Origin of the sequence: Rubrivivax sp. JA1055, from assembly GCF_020966565.1 — a bacterium.
In the GTDB taxonomy this organism is placed as follows: Bacteria; Pseudomonadota; Gammaproteobacteria; order Burkholderiales; family Burkholderiaceae_C; genus Rubrivivax; species Rubrivivax benzoatilyticus.
On the sequence record NZ_JAJKFP010000005.1, the window covers coordinates 513,013 to 529,636 of the forward strand.

The window sequence follows — 16,624 nt, forward strand, 5'->3', positions numbered from 1 at the left end:
GCCACCGACGGCGATGGACGAGACCCCCGTGCTGGCGCGCGCCGCCGGCGAGACGCTGGCCGAACAACTGGCCGCCCGTTTCACCGAGCGCATCACCCAGCGCCTGCTGGCGCCGGGCGCACGCCTGCCGTCGGTGCGCGACTGCGCGCGCCGGCACCGTGTCAGCGCCAGCACCGTCGTCGGCGCCTACGAGCGGTTGCAGGCGCGCGGCCTGGTCGAGGCCCGGCCGCAGCGTGGTTTTTTCGTGCGCGAGACGCAGCCGGCGCGCGCGCTGCCCGCGTCGCGCGCCGCGGCGCCGATGCCGCTGCCGGTGGACGCCACGGCGCTGATCCGCAGCATGTTCCAGGCGCAGTCGGGCCGGCCGGCGCCCGGCATGGGCACGCTGCCGCAGGAGTGGCTGGACGGCGAGCTGCTGCAGCGTGCGCTGCGCCGCCTGGGCGGCGGCGACACCGGCGCTTGGCTGCGCTACGGCGAGCCGGCCGGCGACGCCGCGCTGCGCGAGGCGCTGGCGCAGCGCCTGGCCGACCTGGGCATCGCCGCGTCGCCGGCGCAGATCATGACCTCGATCGGCGCGACGCACGGGCTGGACATCGTCTCGCGCACGCTGCTGCGCCCGGGCGACGCGGTGCTGGTCGACGAGCCCGGCTGGTCGGTCGAGTTCGCGCGCCTGACGGCCGCCGGCATGCGCCTGCTGCCGGTGCCGCGTGCTGCCGACGGCCCCGACCTGGCGGCGATGGAGGCGCTGGCGCGCGAGCACCGGCCGCGGCTGTACGTCACCGTCTCGGTGCTGCACAACCCGACCGGCACCTCGCTCACCGCGGCCGCCGCGCACCAGGTGCTGCGCCTGGCCGAGGCCCACGACTTCGTCGTCGTCGAGGACGACACCTACGCCTGGCTGGCACCGGCCCACGCGCTGCGCCTGGCGCAGCTCGACGGTCTGCGGCGCACGGTCTACGTCTCTGGTTTCTCGAAGATCCTGACGCCGCAGTGGCGCGTCGGTTTCGTCGCCGCGGCGCCGGCGCTGGTCGAACGGTTCATCGACACCAAGCTGCTCGGCTCGCTGGGCACGCCGGGGCCGCTGGAACACGCGCTGGCCTGGTGCCTGTCGCAGGGCCTGCTGCGCCGCCATGCCGAGCGCATCACCACGCGGCTGGAGGTCGCGCGCAACCGGGTCGTGGCGCTGGCCGAGGCGGCGGGCTGCCGTTTCGTCACGCCGCCGCAGGGCTTGTTCGGCTGGATCGACGTCGGCGCCGACACCGAGCGAGTGGCTCAGAACTTGCTCGACGAAGGCTGGCTGACGGCGCCGGGCGTGCTCTTCCATCCGACGCGGCGGCCGACGACGCTGATGCGGGTGAACTTCGCCACCTCGTCGGAACCGGGCTTCTGGCAGCGCCTGCAGCAGCTGTCGCGTGCCGGCTGATGGGCGTTCCACTTGTCACCGGGCGTCCGTACCATCGGTCCCACGGCTTCCGAGTGAGGCGGGCATGAGCGGCATGTTCGAGTCCACGCTGCCGGCAGGCGTCCCCGACCTGCTGAGCGTCAGCGCGTTCCGGCGTTACCTCGACGAGATCTCCCGGCGCCCCGACGTCGACGCCGGGGCCAGCCGGCTGTCCGGGCTGAACCCGTCGCTGCTGCAGGACCTGCTGCGTTTCGATGCCCACGACGCCGACGGGCTGGAGGTGCTCGAGGTGCTGGCCGCCTGCGTGCGCCACGGCCGCGCGCTGCTGCTGCACCTGCAGGACGGGCAGCGTGTCGTGCCGCTGACGGTGTTCCCGGCGCAGCGCCTGGTGCACACCCCGGTGGCGCCGGCCGAGCTGCTGGCCGGCGACCCGACCGCGCTGCGTGTGCTGCACGTCGAGCCGGCGCTGCTGCGCCCGCCTGGCGACCCCGACCGGGCGCGTGTCGGCGAGGCCGAATGCCACGCGCCGCTGGGTCCGCTGCTGTGGGAACTGGCCTTGCACGGCGCGCGCGAGGAGCTGCTGCCCGAGATCGCCGGCCCCGCGGCCTACCGTCTGGCGCCGGGCGCCGACTTGTCGGCGCTGAAGATGGCCGGCACCCAGGCCGCAGCGGTGCACCGGCTGCGGCGATCGGCGAGCTTGCTGCGCGAGATCGCCGAATGGCCGGGTTTCGACCGCGGCCGCGCGATGCGCCTGCTCAACGGGCTGTACCTGCAAGCCGGGCTGATCGTCTCGCGCACCCATCCGGCCGCCGGCGGCGACGGCTGGTTCTGAGTCTGCTGCTCAGCCCTCGCGCGTGCAATCGCGCTCGGGCCCTCGGCAGGCGCATGACGCCTTCCGGCGTCCTGCGTCCAGCCTCAGCCACCGAACGAGGCCAGCGTCTCCCAGCGCTCCAGCGCCGCCATCAGCTCGGTCTCGATCTCGTCGTGACGGGTCTGCAGCCCGGCGACGGCCTGCGGCTCCTTGACGTAGAGCTCGCTGCTGGCCAGGCGCTCGGCGATCTGCTTCTGCTCGGCCTCCAGCGCCTCGATGCGTGCGGGCAGCGCGTCCAGCTCACGCTGTTCCTTGTAGCTGAGCTTGGTGCGCACGCTGGCCGGCCGCAGCGCGGGCGCCGCAGGGGCCGCCGGCGGCGGCGGTGCGGCGGCTTCGGCCGCGGCACGCGAGCGTGCGCGCTGGATCTTCCAGTCCTCGTAGCCGCCTTCGTACTCGCGCCACAGCCCCGGGCGCCCGCCCCAGGCCGGGTCGCCTTCCCAGGCGATCGTGCTGGTGACGACGTCGTCGAGGAAGCGCCGGTCGTGGCTGACGAGGAAGACGGTGCCGGCGTAGCCCTGCAGCAGTTCCTCCAGCAGGTCCAGCGTGTCGATGTCCAGGTCGTTGGTCGGCTCGTCGAGCACCAGCACGTTGGCCGGCAGCGCGAACAGCCGCGCCAGCAGCAGGCGGTTGCGCTCGCCGCCGGACAGCGTGCGCACCGGCGAGTTGGCACGTTCCGGCGAGAACAGGAAGTCGCCGAGGTAGCTCTTGACGTGCTTGCGCGTGCCCCCGAACTCGACCCACTCGCTGCCCGGGCTGATCGTGTCGGCCAGCGTCGCGTCCAGGTCCAGCCCGGCGCGCATCTGGTCGAAGTAGGCGACCTGCAGGTTGGTGCCGCGGCGCACGCTGCCCGAGGTCGGCTCCAGCTGGCCGAGGATCAGCTTCAGCAGCGTCGTCTTGCCGACGCCGTTGGGGCCGATCAGGCCGACCTTGTCGCCGCGCAGGATGGTGGCGGTGAAACGTTCGATCAGCGTGCGCTCGCCGTAGCGCATCGTCACGTCCTGCAGCTCGGCGACGATCTTGCCCGGCGGCAGGCCGGCGTCGAGCTCCAGCCGCACCTGGCCCAGCACCTCGCGGCGCGCGCGGCGCTGCTCGCGCAGCTTCACCAGGCGCGCGACGCGGCCGACGCTGCGTGTGCGTCGCGCCTCGACGCCCTTGCGGATCCAGACCTCCTCCTGCGCCAGCAGCTTGTCGGCGCGGGCGTTGGCCAGCGCCTCGGCTTCGAGTTCACGCTGCTTGGCGGCCTCGAAGGCGGCGAAGTCGCCCGGGTAGCTGCGCAGCTGGCCGCGGTCGAGCTCGACGATGCGCGTGGCCACCACGTCGATGAAGGCGCGGTCGTGCGAGACGAAGACGATCGCGCCGCGCGCCCCGGCGGCCGAGCCGCGCCAGCCGGTCAGCAGGTCCTGCAGCCACTCGATGGCGTCGACGTCGAGGTGGTTGGTCGGCTCGTCGAGCAGCAGCACGTCGGGCGCGGCGACCAGCGCGCGCGCCAGCGCGACGCGTTTCTTCATGCCGCCGGACAGCGCGTCGACGCGGGCCTCGGGCGCCAGCTGCAGGCGCTGCAGCGCCTCGTCGACCCGCTGCTCCCAGGTCCAGCCGTCCAGCGCCTCGATGCGCGACTGCAGCGCGTCCAGGTCATCCCCTGCCGCATGGGCCTCGAAGCGCGCACGCAACTCGCGCGCTTCGGCCACGCCTTCGGCGACGGCGTCGAAGACCGTGCTGCCGGCCTCGAACACCGGCTCCTGGGCGACGTAGACGCGGCGCACGCCGGTCTGCAGCTGCAGCGTGCCGTCGTCGGCCTTCTCCAGGCCGGCGAGGATCTTCAGCAGCGAGGACTTGCCGGCGCCGTTGCGCCCGATCAGCGCCAGGCGTTCGCCGGCTTCGAGGGCAAGGGCCGCGCCGTCGAGCAGCGGCACGTGGCCGTACGCGAGGTGGGCGTCGGCGAGGGTGATCAGGGCCATGGCGGGATTGTCGCCGCTCGAGTCCGGGGTCAGGTCTCGAGAGACCTGACCCCGTCGGCCGCTCGGAAGTCCGGGGTCAGGTCTCGCAGAAGTCTGGGGTCAGGTCTAGAAGTCCGGGGTCAGGTCTTGCGAGACCTGACCCCGCCGGCCGCTCAGCTAGACCCCGCCGGCCGCTAGACCCCGCCGGCCAGACTCACCCCGCCAGCGCCGCCTCCAGCGCGTCGACGAACATCGCCGCGACGTCGAAGCCGGTCTGCTGCTGGATCTCCTGGAAGCAGGTCGGGCTGGTGACGTTGATCTCGGTGATGCGCTCGCCGATGACGTCCAGGCCGACGAGCAGCAGCCCGCGTGCCGCCAGCACCGGGCCCAGGGCCTCGGCGATCTCGCGGTCGCGCGGCGCCAGCGGCTGGGCCACGCCCTTGCCGCCGGCGGCCAGGTTGCCGCGGATCTCGCTGCCCTGCGGGATGCGCGCCAGCACGTGCGGCACCGGCTTGCCACCGATGATCAGCACGCGTTTGTCGCCCTGCACGATCTCGGGCAGGTAGCGCTGGACCATCAGCGTCTGCGTGCCGCCGGCGTTCAGCGTCTCGATGATGCTGCCCAGGTTCAGGCCGTCGGCGCCGACGCGGAAGATGCCCATGCCGCCCATGCCATCCAGCGGCTTCAGGATGATGTCGCGGTGCTCGGCATGGAAGGCGCGCACCGCCGCGGCGTCGCGGGTCACCAGCGTCGGCGGCGTGAACTGCGGGAACTCCATGATCGCCAGCTTCTCGGGGTGGTCGCGCAGCGCCGCCGGCTTGTTGAAGACACGCGCACCTTCGCGTTCGGCTTGGCCGAGCAGGTGCGTGGCGTAGAAGTACTCGCTGTCGAACGGCGGGTCCTGGCGCATCAGCACGGCGCCGGTGTCGGCGATGCGCGTCTCGACGGTCTCGACGACGCGGAACCAGTCGTGCGCGTCGCCGGTGAGCTCGATGCGGCGCGTGTCGGCGACGACGCTGCCGCCGCTGTGCCAGCGCAGCGCACGCGCTTCGCAGTGCAGCAGGCCGTGGCCGCGGCGCGCGGCCTCGCGCATCATCGCGAAGGTGCTGTCCTTGGTGGTCTTGAAGCCTTCCAGCGGGTCGGCGACGAAGAGCAGGTCCATGCAGGGTCCTAACGGGTGGGGCGCCAGTGTTGCACGGCCAGCGCCAGCGCGCCGGCGACCACGCCCCAGAAGGCGGCGCCCACGCCCCACAGGCTCAGGCCGCTGGCGGTGACGAGGAAGGTGATCAGCGCCGCCTCGCGGCTCTTCTCGTCCTTCGTCGCGATCGCCAGACCGCTGCCGATCGTGCCCAGCAGCGCGAAGCCGGCCAGTGCCAGCACCAGCTCCTTCGGGAAGGCGGCGATCAGGCCGACGACGGCGCCGCCGAGCAGGCCGACGACGATGTAGAACAGGCCGGCCATCGTCGAGGCCCAGTAGCGCCGCGCCGGGTCCTCGTGGGCTTCGCGGCCCATGCAGATCGCGGCCGTGATCGCGGCGAGGTTCAGCGCGTAGCCGCCGAACGGCGCCAGCAGCAGCGAGGCGATGCCGGTCGTCGCGACCACCGGCGACACCGGCGTGTCGTAGCCGGCGGCGCGCTGCGCGGCGACACCCGGCAGGTTCTGCGAGGCCATCGTGACGATGAACAGCGGCAGCGCCAGACTGATCGTCGCCGCCAGGCTGAACTCGGGCATCGTGAACACCGGCTCGGCCCAGTGCCAGGCGATGCCGCCCAGGTGCAGCTGGCCGCGCGCCGCGGCGATCACCGCGCCGACGGCGAGCACGCCGGGCACCGCGTAACGCGGCCACCAGCGCCGGCCGGCCAGGTAGGCCAGCAGCATCGCGAAGACCAGCGTGAACTCGTGCTGCATCGCGCCGAAGGCGTCGAAGGCGAACCGCGCCAGCACGCCGGCCAGCAGTGCCGCGGCCAGCGACTGCGGCAGCCGGTTCATCACGCGCGCGAACAACCCGCTGGCGCCGGCGGCCGTGATCAGCAGCGCGCAGAGCACGAAGGCGCCGACCGCCTCGCCCATCGAGAAACCGTGGCCGGCGGTGGCCAGCAGCGCCGCGCCGGGCGTCGACCAGGCGGTCAGCACCGGCTGGCGGTACCAGAGGCTCAGGCCCGCGCTGGTCAGCCCCATGCCCAGGCCCAGCGCCCACATCCACGACACCGTCTGCGCCGGCGTCGCGCCGAAGGCCGCGGCGGCCTGGAAGACGATGACCACCGAACTCGTGAAGCCCACGAGCACGGCGACGAACCCGGCGACGACGGCGGGCAGGGACAGGTCGCGCAGCGACGGGCGGGGGCGTGTTTCGGGACGGGGCAGGTGCACGGAAGAGGGCGGCGCTGTCGGCCGTACAGGTTCGTCTTGCCCCCTCTCCCGCTTGCGGGAGAGGGCTGGGGTGAGGGTGCGGCCGCGGCCCCTCACCCCAACCCTCTCGCCCTGCGGGGGCGAGGGAGCCAAGCCGTCATATCTCGACTTTCGCGCCGAGCTCGACGATGCGGTTGGCCGGCAGGTTCAGGAAGTCGCCGGCCGCGGCCGCGTTGCGGTGCATGCTGGCGAAGAGCTTCTCGCGCCACATCGCCATGCCGCTGCCCAGGCTGGGGATGATGGCGTCGCGGGACAGGAAGTAGCTGGTCTCCATCTCGTCGAGCGGCACGCCGCGGCCCTGAAGCAGCTTCAGCGCCTCGGGCACGTCGGGGTCGTTCATGAAGCCGAAGTGCAGCCGCACCTGCCAGCAGCGGTGGCCCAGCGGCTCGACCTCCAGCCGCTTGTCGAAGCCGATCCACGGCACCTCGTGGTGCTGCACGGTGACGAAGACGTTGAAGTCGTGCAGCACCTTGTTGTGCTTCAGGTTGTGCATCAGCGCGTTGGGCGTCAGCCCGGCCTCGCCGGACAGGAAGATCGCGGTGCCCGGCACGCGTGTCGGCGGGCTGACGAACACTGCCTCGAGAAAACTCTTCAGGTCGATCGCTTCGTCGCGCAGGCGCTCGGCGACGAGCCGGCGGCCGTCGACCCAGGTGCGCATCAGCGTGAACATCGCGATGCCGATGACCAGCGGGAACCAGCCGCCGGCCAGCAGCTTCAGCACGTTGGAGGCGAAGAAGGTGATGTCGATCGCGAAGAAGAAGCCGGTCGCGCCGAGCGCCAGCCACAACGGGTACTTCCAGCCGTGGCGGATGACGAAGAAGGTCATGATCGTCGTGATCGTCATGTCCAGCGTCACCGTGATGCCGTAGGCCGCGGCCAGCTTGGACGAGCTGCCGAACAGCCCGACGGCGAGCACGATGCAGGCGTACAGCCCCCAGTTCACGAACGGCACGTAGATCTGGCCGGTGTCGCGCACCGAGGTGTGCACCACACGCAGCCGCGGCAGCAGGCCGAGCTGGATCGCCTGCTTGGTCACCGAAAACGCCGCGGTGATCAGCGCCTGCGAGGCGATGACGGTGGCCGCCGTCGCCAGCAGCACCAGCGGCAGCCGCGCCCAGCCGGGGGCGAGCAGGAAGAACGGGTTCTCGACGGCCGTCGGGTCCTCGAGCAGCAGCGCGCCCTGGCCGAAGTAGTTGATCACCAGCGCCGGCGCCACCAGCCCGTACCAGGCGATGCGGATCGGCAGCTTGCCGAAGTGGCCCAGGTCGGCGTAGAGCGCCTCGCCGCCGGTGACGACCAGCACCACCGAGCCCAGCGCGATGAAGGCGATCAGCGGCTGGTCGACGATGAAGTGCAGCGCGTAGGTCGGCAGCATCGCGATCAGCACCCCCGGGTGCTCGGCGATCTGCGGCGCGCCCAGCGCGATCAGTGTCGCGAACCAGACCAGGGTCACCGGCCCGAAGGCGCGGCCGATGCCGCCGGTGCCGAAACGCTGCACCGTGAACAGCCCGGTCAGCACGATCAGCGTGATCGGCACGACCCAGTGCTCGAGCTGCGGTGCGGCCACTTCCAGGCCCTCGACGGCCGACAGCACCGAGACTGCCGGCGTGATGACGCCGTCGCCGTAGAAGATCGCGGTGCCGAACATGCCCAGTGCCAGCAGGCCGCGGCGCAGCCGGGGCTTCTCGGCGACGGCCGTCGTCGCCAGCGCCAGCATCGCGATCAGGCCGCCCTCGCCGCGGTTGTCGGCGCGCAGGATCAGCAGCACGTATTTCAGCGAGACGATGATCGTCATCGTCCAGAAGATCAGCGACAGCACGCCGAGGATGTTCTCGCGCGACATCGGCACGTGGCCGGCGTGGAACACCTCCTTCAGCGCGTACAGCGGGCTGGTGCCGATGTCGCCGTAGACGACGCCCAGCGCGCCGAGCGTGAGCGCGGCGAGGGCGGCAGGCGTGCGGGGGGTGGGCGGGTGCGGGGTCACGAGACGACGGCCGTCGCGGCCGCGCAGTGCGGCGCGATCGTAGCGAAAGCCGGGCCGACGTGCGCGCGCACGCCGGCGGGCCGCGCTCGGTTACTCGTAGATCTCGGCGTCCGGGTCGGTGGCTTCGAGCTCGTAGGCCGCGGCCAGCATCGCCAGGCGGCCGATGACGCCGTACATGTAGAAGCGGTTCGGCGCGCTGGCGCCCGGCTTGGCGCCCGGACGCGGCAGCTGCGTCGACTCGGCGAAGGCCAGCGGCACGACGTCCGAGCCCGGCGCGTTGAGGTTCTCGTCGATGCCGCGTTCGCCGTGCACGCGGTAGAAGCCGCCGACGACGTAGCGGTCGATCATGCAGACCACCGGCTCGGCGGCGGCATCGGCCACGCGCTCGTGCGTCGGCACGCCTTCCTGGATGATGACCTCGCCGATGGGCTGGCCGTCCTTGGCGACGCTCATGCGCTCGCGGGTGAGCCGGCTCAGCTCGTCGAGCTCCTTGGCGTCGCGCACCGTCATCACGCCCATGCCGGCGGTGCCGTTGTCGGCCTTGACGACGACGAAGGGCTTCTCGGCGATGCCGTATTCCTTGTACTTGCGGCGCACCTTGGCCAGCAGCTGGTCGGCGGCGGACTGCACGCATTCCAGGCCGGTGGCCTCGCCGAAGTCGACCTGGCCGCACTGCCCGAACATCGGGTTGATCAGCCAGGGGTCCATGCCCAGCAGCTTGGCGAACTTCTTGGCCACTTCCTCGTAGCTGCGGAAGTGGCGGCTCTTGCGGCGCACCGCCCAGCCGGCGTGCAGCGGCGGCAGCAGGTACTGCTGGTGCAGGTCCTCGAGGATCGCCGGCGTGCCCGCCGACAGGTCGTTGTTCAGCAGGATCGTGCAGGGGTCGAAGTCCTTGAGCCCCAGGCGGCCGCGGGCGCGCACCAGCGGCTCGAGCAGCAGCGTGCCGCCATCGGGCAGCGCCAGCGGCACCGGCGCCTTCAGCTCGTCGTCCAGCGCGCCCAGGCGCACGTTCAGGCCGGCCTGGTTGAAGACCTGGATCAGGCACTGCAGGTTGGCCAGGTACTCGGGGCTGCGCGTCTGGCGCTCGGGGATCAGCAGCAGGTTCTTGGCTTCGGGGCAGATCTTCTCGATCGCCGCCATCGCCGCCTGCACCGCCAGCGGCAGCATCTGCGGCGTCAGGTGGTTGAAGCTGCCGGGGAACAGGTTGGTGTCGACCGGCGCGAGCTTGAAGCCGGCGTTGCGCAGGTCCACCGAGGTGTAGAACGGCGGCGTGTGCTCCATCCACTCGAGCCGGAACCAGCGTTCGATCGCCGGCATCGACTCCAGGACGCGCGCCTCGAGCTCGTTGATCGGGCCGGTGAGAGCGGTGACGAGATTGGGGACCATGGCCAGGCGGGAAGGGTGGGGCGGAAATTCTGGCACGTGGGGACGGCGGGGCGAAGCACAAGCGGCGTGCCCGGCCGCGCCCGCATCCGTTCGCACCATGAAAAAGGGCCGCCCGAAGGCGGCCCTGGTGTCGCGGAGCAGGCGGCTTACTTGTTGTAGGCCGTCTCGCCGTGCGAGGTGATGTCCAGACCTTCGCGTTCCTCTTCCTCCGGGACGCGCAGGCCGATCGTCAGGTCGGCGATCTTGTAGGCCACGAGGGCCACCGCGCCGGACCACACGATCGTGAACAGCACGCTCTTGGTTTGCACCCAGACCTGGTGCGCCATCGAGAAGTCGGCCGCCTGCGTGCCGCCCAGGGCCGGCGCCGCGAAGACGCCGGTCAGGATGGCGCCGACGATGCCGCCGACACCGTGCACACCGAACACGTCGAACGCGTCGTCGACACGCAGCATGCGCTTCAGGCCGGTCACGCCCCACAGGCAGATCACGCCGGCGATCAGGCCCAGGACGATCGAGCCCATCGGGCCGACGAAGCCGGCGGCCGGCGTCACCGCCACCAGGCCGGCGACGGCCCCGGACGCGGCGCCCAGCATCGAGGCCTTGCCCTTGATCATCGCCTCGGCGGCGATCCACGACAGCGTCGCGGCGGCGGTGGCCAGCACGGTGTTGACGAAGGCCAGGCCGGCCTGCGCGTTGGCGGCACCGGCGGAACCGGCATTGAAGCCGAACCAGCCGACCCACAGCAGCGAGGCACCGACCATCGTCAGCGTCAGGCTGTGCGGCGCCATCGCTTCCTTGCCGAAGCCGATGCGCTTGCCGACGAGGTAGGCGCCCACCAGGCCGGCGACACCGGCGTTGATGTGCACCACGGTGCCGCCGGCGAAGTCCAGCGCGCCGTCCTGGGCCAGCAGGCCGCCGCCCCAGACGATGTGCGCCATCGGCACGTAGCTGAAGGTGAACCACAGCAAGGTGAACAGCAGCACGGCGCCGAACTTGATGCGCTCGGCGAACGAGCCGACGATCAGTGCGCAGGTGATGGCCGCGAACGTGCCCTGGAAGGCGATGAAGACGTATTCGGGAATCGTCGCCAGCGCGCCGAAGGTCTCTTGCGTGACGCCCTTCAGCAGCAGCTTGTCGAAGCCGCCGACGAAGCTGCCTTCACCCGCGAAGGCCAGCGTGTAGCCGTAGACGGCCCACAGGATGCTGACCAGCGAGAACACGACGAAGACGTGCATCAGCACCGACAGCATGTTCTTCGAGCGCCCCAGGCCGCCGTAGAACAGCGCCAGGCCGGGGATCGTCATCAGGATGACGAGCATCGTGGAGGTCAGCATCCAGGCGGTGTCGCCGGAGTCGACCTTGGGCTCGGCTGCCGGAGCAGCTGCGGCTTCGGCTTCGGCAGGAGCGGCTTCGGCGGGAGCGGCCACCGGCGTGTCGGCCGGCGCGGTGGCCGCTTCGGTCGTCGCGGCGGCGGCGGACGCGGCGTCCTGCGCGAGGGCGAGGTCCACCGACCCCAGGAGCGCGACTCCCAGTGCCAGGATCGAGAGCAGTTTCTTCATGATGTGAGGGTGGTTTCTCGGGTTGGTCTCGGGTCGCGCCTTCAGAGGGCGTCGGAGCCGGTCTCGCCGGTCCGGATGCGAACCACCTGCTCGAGCGAGCTGACGAAGATCTTGCCGTCACCGATCTTGCCGGTGCGGGCAGCGCCTTCGATCGCCTCGATGACGCGGTCGACGATGGCCTCGTCGACGGCGGCCTCGATCTTCACCTTGGGCAGGAAGTCGACGACGTACTCGGCGCCGCGGTAGAGCTCGGTGTGGCCCTTCTGGCGCCCGAAGCCTTTCACCTCGGTCACGGTGATGCCCTGAACGCCGATGCCGCTGAGGGCCTCGCGCACTTCATCGAGCTTGAATGGTTTGACGATCGCGGTCACCATCTTCATGGTCGGTCCTCTGGTTCCTCTAGGGTTGCGTGTGCCCGCCCGCCGACGGCGCGCCGGAGCGCGACGTGCGGACGTGGCCGGCCTTGGCGACGGGGATGTGCTTCGGCACCGGATGCGCGCGGCCCGTTGCCTGCACCGCGGGAGTCGCTGCGGTGTCGGGGCCGGCCGGGATCAGTCTCTTCATGAGGGGCTGCAGTGCGGAGGTGACGAGTGCCGCAGCCGCTACTGCAGCTTCCATGCCAGTCGCTACAAAAGGTGACTGCACCGTCGAGGCAGGGCCGCCACCGCCGGCAGCGTGTGCACGCGCCCGTGCATCCCTCTTTTGGTGCACTCCTTTGGTGCGGTCCCGGCCCCCCGTGCGCGCCCGGCACGGGCCGGACAATCGCCGCCGGGAGGTGGACGATGAGCCTGGCGGTCGTGATGAGCCGCGCGCTCGACGGGCTGGACGCGCCGGCGGTGCACGTCGAGGTGCAGCTCGCCAACGGCCTGCCGAGCTTCACGCTGGTGGGCCTGGCCGACACCGAGGTCAAGGAGTCGCGCGAGCGAGTGCGTGCCGCGCTGCAGTCCAGCGGTTTTTCGTTCCCGCACAACCGCCGCATCACCGTCAACCTGGCGCCGGCCGACCTGCCCAAGGAGTCCGGACGCTTCGACCTGCCGATCGCGCTGGGCATCCTGGCCGCCGACGGCCAGCTCGACGCGCCGCGGCTGGCGGCCTGCGAGTTCGCCGGCGAGCTGTCGCTGGCCGGCGAGCTGCGCCCGGTGCGCGGCGCGCTGGCCCTGGCGCTGGCCGCCCGGCGCGACGGCGGCGGCCGCACGCTGGTGCTGCCGGCGGCCAGCGCCGGCAGCGCGGCGCGTGTCGCCGGGCTCGACGTGCGCGGCGCGGCGACGCTGCTCGAGGTCGTGCAGGCGCTGCTGCCCGGCGAGGCCGCCGAGCCGTTGCCGCCGGCGCTGCCGCCGCCGGCCGAGCCCGGCGAGGCGCCGCCCGACCTGCGCGACGTGCGTGGCCAGGCCGCGGCCAAGCGCGCGCTGGAGATCGCCGCGGCCGGCCAGCACTCGCTGCTGCTCGTCGGCCCGCCGGGGGCCGGCAAGTCGATGCTGGCCGCGCGCCTGCCGGGCTTGCTGCCGCCGATGGACGACGACGAGGCGCTGGTCGCCGCCGCGCTGCAGGGGCTGGCGCCGCAGGCGCTCGACGGCGCGGGTTTCGGCCGCCGCCCGGTGCGCTCGCCGCACCACAGCGCCAGCGCGGTGGCCCTGGTCGGCGGCGGCTCGCCGCCGCGGCCCGGCGAGATCTCGCTGGCCCACGGCGGCGTGCTGTTCCTCGACGAGACGCCCGAGTTCCCGCGTGCGGCACTGGAGGCGCTGCGCGAGCCGCTGGAGACCGGGCGCATCACGATCTCGCGCGCGGCGCGCCAGGCGCAGTTTCCGGCGCGTTTCCAGCTCGTCGCGGCGCTGAACCCCTGCCCCTGCGGCTGGCTCGGCGCTTTCGCCGCCACCGGCCGCGCCTGCCGCTGCAGTGCCGACGCGGTGGCGCGTTACCAGGGCCGGCTGTCGGGGCCGCTGCTGGACCGCATCGACCTGCAGATCGAGGTGCCCGCGGTGCGGCCTGCCGAGCTGATGGCCGCGCCCGACGGCGAGGCCACGGCGGTGGTCGCCGCCCGTGTGGCCGCGGCGCGCCAGCGCCAGTTGGACCGCCAGGGCGAGCCCAACGGCCTGCTCGACGCCGCGCGCACCGACGCCTGCTGCGCCGCCGAGCCGGCCGCACGGCGTTTCCTGCAGGCCGCGGCCGAGAAGCTGGGCTGGTCGGGCCGGCGGCTGCACCGCACGCTGCGCGTCGCGCGCACGATCGCCGACCTGGACGGCGCCGCGTCGATCGGCGTCACCGCGACGGCCGAGGCGCTGCAGCTGCAGCGCGGGCTCGGCCGCGTGGCTTGAGCGGATGCCGCGGCCTGCGCGGCCGCGGCGACCTCAGCGCCGCTGCGTCGCCAGCCGGCGTTCGGCGTCCTCCGGGCTGATGCCTTCGCGCGCGGCGAAGTCGGCCACCTGGTCGTCGCCGACCGGGCCGACGTTGAAGTAGCCCGCTTCCGGGTGCGCGAGATAGAAGCCGCTGACGCTGGCTGCCGGCGTCATCGCCAGGTTCTCGGTCAGGCCCATGCCGATCTCCGAGGCCTTCAGCAGCTCGAACATCGCACGCTTCGGGCCGTGGTCGGGGCAGGCCGGGTAGCCCGGCGCCGGGCGGATGCCGCGGTAGCGTTCGCCGATCAGCTCGTCGACGGCCAGCGCCTCGTCGGGCGCGTAGCCCCAGAGCTCGGTGCGCACCCGCTGGTGCAGGCGTTCGGCGAAGGCTTCGGCCAGGCGGTCGGCCAGGGCCTTGACCATGATCGCCGAGTAGTCGTCGTGGGCCTCGGCAAAACGCTGGGCGCGCTCCTCGCAGCCGATGCCGGCGGTGACGGCGAACATCCCGATCCAGTCGGGCTTGACGCCGCGCGGCGCGACGAAGTCGGCCAGGCTGCGGTTGGGCCGCGGCACGCCGTCGATCACCGGGCGTTCGCCCTGCTGGCGCAGCGGCGTCCAGCGCATCGCGACCTGGCTGCGGCTGTCGTCGGTGTAGATCTCGACCGTGTCCTCGTCGACCGTGTTGGCCGGCAGCAGCGTGACGACGCCGTTGGCCTGCAGCCAGCGGCCTTCGATGAGGCGCTCCAGCATGCGCTGGCCGTCGGCGAAGACGCGCCGTGCGGCCTCGCCGACGATCTCGTCGTCGAGGATCGCCGGGTAGGGGCCGGCCAGGTCCCAGGTCTGGAAGAACGGGCCCCAGTCGATGACGCGCGCCAGATCGGCCAGGTCGTAGTGGCGGAACAGGCGCCGGCCCGGCGCACGCGGCGCCGGCGGCTCGTAGGCCGCCCAGTCGGGGCGGGCGCGGTTGGCACGCGCGGCGGCCAGCGTCACCAGCGGCGTCGCCTTCTTGCTGGCGTGCAGCCGGCGCACGTGTTCGTAGTCGGCGCGCACCTCGGCGACGTAGGCCGTCTGGCGCTCCTCGGACAGCAGGTCCGAGCAGACGCCGACGCTGCGCGACGCGTCGGGCACGTAGATCACCGGGCCGTCGTAGTGCGGCGCGATCTTCACCGCGGTGTGCACGCGGCTGCAGGTGGCGCCGCCGATCAGCAGCGGCGTGCCGCGCTCGCGGAACCAGGCGTCGCGCTGCATCTCGGCGGCGACGTGCTGCATCTCTTCCAGGCTGGGCGTGATCAGCCCCGACAGGCCGACGATGTCGGCGCCTTCGACACGCGCCTTCTCGAGGATGTCCTGGCACGGGACCATCACGCCCATGTTGACGACCTCGAAGTTGTTGCACTGCAGGACGACGGTGACGATGTTCTTGCCGATGTCGTGCACGTCGCCCTTGACGGTGGCGATGACGACCTTGCCCTTGGGCTTGACGTCGCCGCCGGCGTCCTGCAGCGCCTGCTTCTCGGCCTCGATGTAAGGCAGCAGGTGGGCCACCGCCTGCTTCATCACGCGCGCGCTCTTGACGACCTGCGGCAGGAACATCTTGCCCTGGCCGAAGAGGTCGCCGACGGTGTTCATGCCGGCCATCAGCGGGCCTTCGATGACATGCAGCGGCCGCCCGCCGCGGGCCTCGATGGCGCGCCAGGCTTCCTCGGTGTCGGTGCTGATGAACTCGGTGATGCCGTGCACCAGCGCGTGCGCCAGGCGCTCCTCGACCGTGCCGGCGCGCCAGGCCAGGCGCGCCGAGTCGTCTCGGGCCGCGCCCTTGGCGCGCTCGGCGATCTCGATCAGGCGCTCGGCGGCGTCGGGCCGGCGGTTCAGCACCACGTCCTCGACACGTTCGCGCAGCTCGGCGTCCAGGTCGTCGTAGACGCCGACCATGCCGGCGTTGACGATGCCCATGTCCAGGCCGGCCTTGATCGCGTGGTACAGGAAGACGGTGTGGATCGCCTCGCGCACCGGGTCGTTGCCGCGGAAGCTGAACGAGACGTTGCTGATGCCGCCCGAGACCTTGGCGCCGGGCAGGTTCTGCTTGATCCAGCGTGTCGCCTCGATGAAGTCGACGGCGTAGTTGGCGTGCTCCTCGATGCCGGTGGCGATCGCGAAGACGTTGGGGTCGAAGACGATGTCCTCGGGCGGGAAGCCGACCTCGTCGACGAGGATGCGGTAGGCGCGCGCGCAGATCTCGGTCTTGCGCTGGTAGGTGTCGGCCTGGCCCTGCTCGTCGAAGGCCATGACGACGGCGGCGGCGCCGTAGCGGCGCACCAGCTTCGCCTGGCGCTTGAACTCGGCCTCGCCTTCCTTCAGCGAGATCGAGTTGACGATGCCCTTGCCCTGCAGGCACTTGAGCCCGGTCTCGATGACGCTCCACTTGGAGCTGTCGACCATCACCGGCACACGCGCGATCTCGGGCTCGGTGGCCAGCAGCTTCAGGAAGCGGTCCATCGCCGCGGCCGAGTCGAGCATGGCCTCGTCCATGTTGACGTCGATGACCTGGGCGCCGTTCTCGACCTGCTGGCGTGCGACCGACAGCGCGTCCTCGAAGCGGCCTTCGAGGATCATGCGGGCGAAGGCGCGCGAGCCGGTGACGTTGGTGCGTTCGCCGATGTTGACGAACAGCGTCCCGTCGCCGATCGAGACGGGTTCGAGGCCCGACAGGCGCATCGCGGGCAGGGCAGCGGTCATCGTGTCACTC

The 16,624-nt window shown here is 72.0% G+C and carries 12 protein-coding genes; 3 read left to right on the forward strand and 9 right to left on the reverse strand.

Translation table 11 applies throughout. From position 1 onward, the window contains the following. Positions 1 to 13 precede the first annotated feature (13 nt). Together LOC65_RS09100 and LOC65_RS09105 are read left to right on the forward strand one after the other, a co-directional pair. The gene (locus tag LOC65_RS09100) at positions 14 to 1,420 is read left to right on the forward strand and encodes a PLP-dependent aminotransferase family protein (protein WP_230247266.1); all 1,407 of its coding nucleotides are present in this window, start codon (positions 14 to 16) and stop codon (positions 1,418 to 1,420) included. Positions 1,421 to 1,484: 64 nt separating this feature from the next. Next, the gene (locus LOC65_RS09105) at positions 1,485 to 2,231 is read left to right on the forward strand and encodes a hypothetical protein (protein ID WP_230247267.1); all 747 of its coding nucleotides are present in this window, start codon (positions 1,485 to 1,487) and stop codon (positions 2,229 to 2,231) included. A gap of 83 nt (positions 2,232 to 2,314) precedes the next feature. Here the strand turns inward: LOC65_RS09105 and LOC65_RS09110 are convergent, their stop codons facing one another. The 8 genes from LOC65_RS09110 to LOC65_RS09145 form a co-directional block, all read right to left on the reverse strand. Continuing rightward, positions 2,315 to 4,228 (reverse strand): ATP-binding cassette domain-containing protein, encoded by a 1,914-nt coding sequence (locus LOC65_RS09110; RefSeq protein ID WP_230247268.1) that lies wholly within the window; start codon positions 4,226 to 4,228, stop codon positions 2,315 to 2,317. Between the two features lie 193 nt (positions 4,229 to 4,421). After that, positions 4,422 to 5,369: a glutathione synthase gene (gene gshB / locus LOC65_RS09115; RefSeq protein ID WP_230247269.1), complete on the reverse strand. Its 948-nt coding sequence runs from the start codon at positions 5,367 to 5,369 to the stop codon at positions 4,422 to 4,424. Between the two features lie 8 nt (positions 5,370 to 5,377). Further along, positions 5,378 to 6,577, reverse strand: coding sequence for a benzoate/H(+) symporter BenE family transporter (locus LOC65_RS09120; protein ID WP_310736919.1), 1,200 nt, complete (start codon positions 6,575 to 6,577; stop codon positions 5,378 to 5,380). 136 nt (positions 6,578 to 6,713) lie between these two features. Further along, positions 6,714 to 8,600 carry a potassium transporter Kup gene (locus tag LOC65_RS09125; RefSeq protein WP_009857449.1) on the reverse strand — a complete coding sequence of 629 codons (1,887 nt, stop codon included), beginning with the start codon at positions 8,598 to 8,600 and terminating at the stop codon, positions 6,714 to 6,716. A 90-nt stretch (positions 8,601 to 8,690) separates the two neighbouring features. Beyond that, positions 8,691 to 9,986, reverse strand: a complete 1,296-nt coding sequence (gshA, locus tag LOC65_RS09130) for a glutamate--cysteine ligase (RefSeq protein ID WP_230247270.1) — start codon at positions 9,984 to 9,986, stop codon at positions 8,691 to 8,693. A 146-nt stretch (positions 9,987 to 10,132) separates the two neighbouring features. After that, positions 10,133 to 11,545, reverse strand: a complete 1,413-nt coding sequence (locus tag LOC65_RS09135) for an ammonium transporter (RefSeq protein WP_230247271.1) — start codon at positions 11,543 to 11,545, stop codon at positions 10,133 to 10,135. A gap of 41 nt (positions 11,546 to 11,586) precedes the next feature. Next, positions 11,587 to 11,925, reverse strand: coding sequence for a P-II family nitrogen regulator (locus tag LOC65_RS09140; protein WP_009857452.1), 339 nt, complete (start codon positions 11,923 to 11,925; stop codon positions 11,587 to 11,589). Positions 11,926 to 11,944: 19 nt separating this feature from the next. Continuing rightward, positions 11,945 to 12,109, reverse strand: coding sequence for a hypothetical protein (locus tag LOC65_RS09145; RefSeq protein ID WP_165713979.1), 165 nt, complete (start codon positions 12,107 to 12,109; stop codon positions 11,945 to 11,947). Between the two features lie 218 nt (positions 12,110 to 12,327). Between LOC65_RS09145 and LOC65_RS09150 the strand changes: the two genes are divergently transcribed. Further along, complete coding sequence (locus tag LOC65_RS09150) at positions 12,328 to 13,857, forward strand: YifB family Mg chelatase-like AAA ATPase (protein WP_029718435.1); 1,530 nt, start codon at positions 12,328 to 12,330, stop codon at positions 13,855 to 13,857. A 33-nt stretch (positions 13,858 to 13,890) separates the two neighbouring features. On the opposite strand, the gene metH is transcribed toward LOC65_RS09150, so the two are convergent. Then, the gene (gene metH / locus LOC65_RS09155) at positions 13,891 to 16,614 is read right to left on the reverse strand and encodes a methionine synthase (RefSeq protein ID WP_081666887.1); all 2,724 of its coding nucleotides are present in this window, start codon (positions 16,612 to 16,614) and stop codon (positions 13,891 to 13,893) included. Between the last annotated feature and the right edge of the window lie 10 nt (positions 16,615 to 16,624).

What these genes read in the sequence shown, in the direction of transcription:
- LOC65_RS09135 (WP_230247271.1), bottom strand. Translation starts at nt 11,545, where the DNA reads ATGAAGAAACTGCTCTCGATCCTGGCACTGGGAGTCGCGCTCCTGGGG.
- LOC65_RS09145 (WP_165713979.1), bottom strand. Translation starts at nt 12,109, where the DNA reads ATGAAGAGACTGATCCCGGCCGGCCCCGACACCGCAGCGACTCCCGCG.
- LOC65_RS09150 (WP_029718435.1), top strand. Translation starts at nt 12,328, where the DNA reads ATGAGCCTGGCGGTCGTGATGAGCCGCGCGCTCGACGGGCTGGACGCG.
- gshA (WP_230247270.1), bottom strand. Translation starts at nt 9,986, where the DNA reads ATGGTCCCCAATCTCGTCACCGCTCTCACCGGCCCGATCAACGAGCTC.
- LOC65_RS09105 (WP_230247267.1), top strand. Translation starts at nt 1,485, where the DNA reads ATGAGCGGCATGTTCGAGTCCACGCTGCCGGCAGGCGTCCCCGACCTG.
- LOC65_RS09100 (WP_230247266.1), top strand. Translation starts at nt 14, where the DNA reads ATGGACGAGACCCCCGTGCTGGCGCGCGCCGCCGGCGAGACGCTGGCC.
- LOC65_RS09140 (WP_009857452.1), bottom strand. Translation starts at nt 11,925, where the DNA reads ATGAAGATGGTGACCGCGATCGTCAAACCATTCAAGCTCGATGAAGTG.
- metH (WP_081666887.1), bottom strand. Translation starts at nt 16,614, where the DNA reads ATGACCGCTGCCCTGCCCGCGATGCGCCTGTCGGGCCTCGAACCCGTC.
- gshB (WP_230247269.1), bottom strand. Translation starts at nt 5,369, where the DNA reads ATGGACCTGCTCTTCGTCGCCGACCCGCTGGAAGGCTTCAAGACCACC.
- LOC65_RS09110 (WP_230247268.1), bottom strand. Translation starts at nt 4,228, where the DNA reads ATGGCCCTGATCACCCTCGCCGACGCCCACCTCGCGTACGGCCACGTG.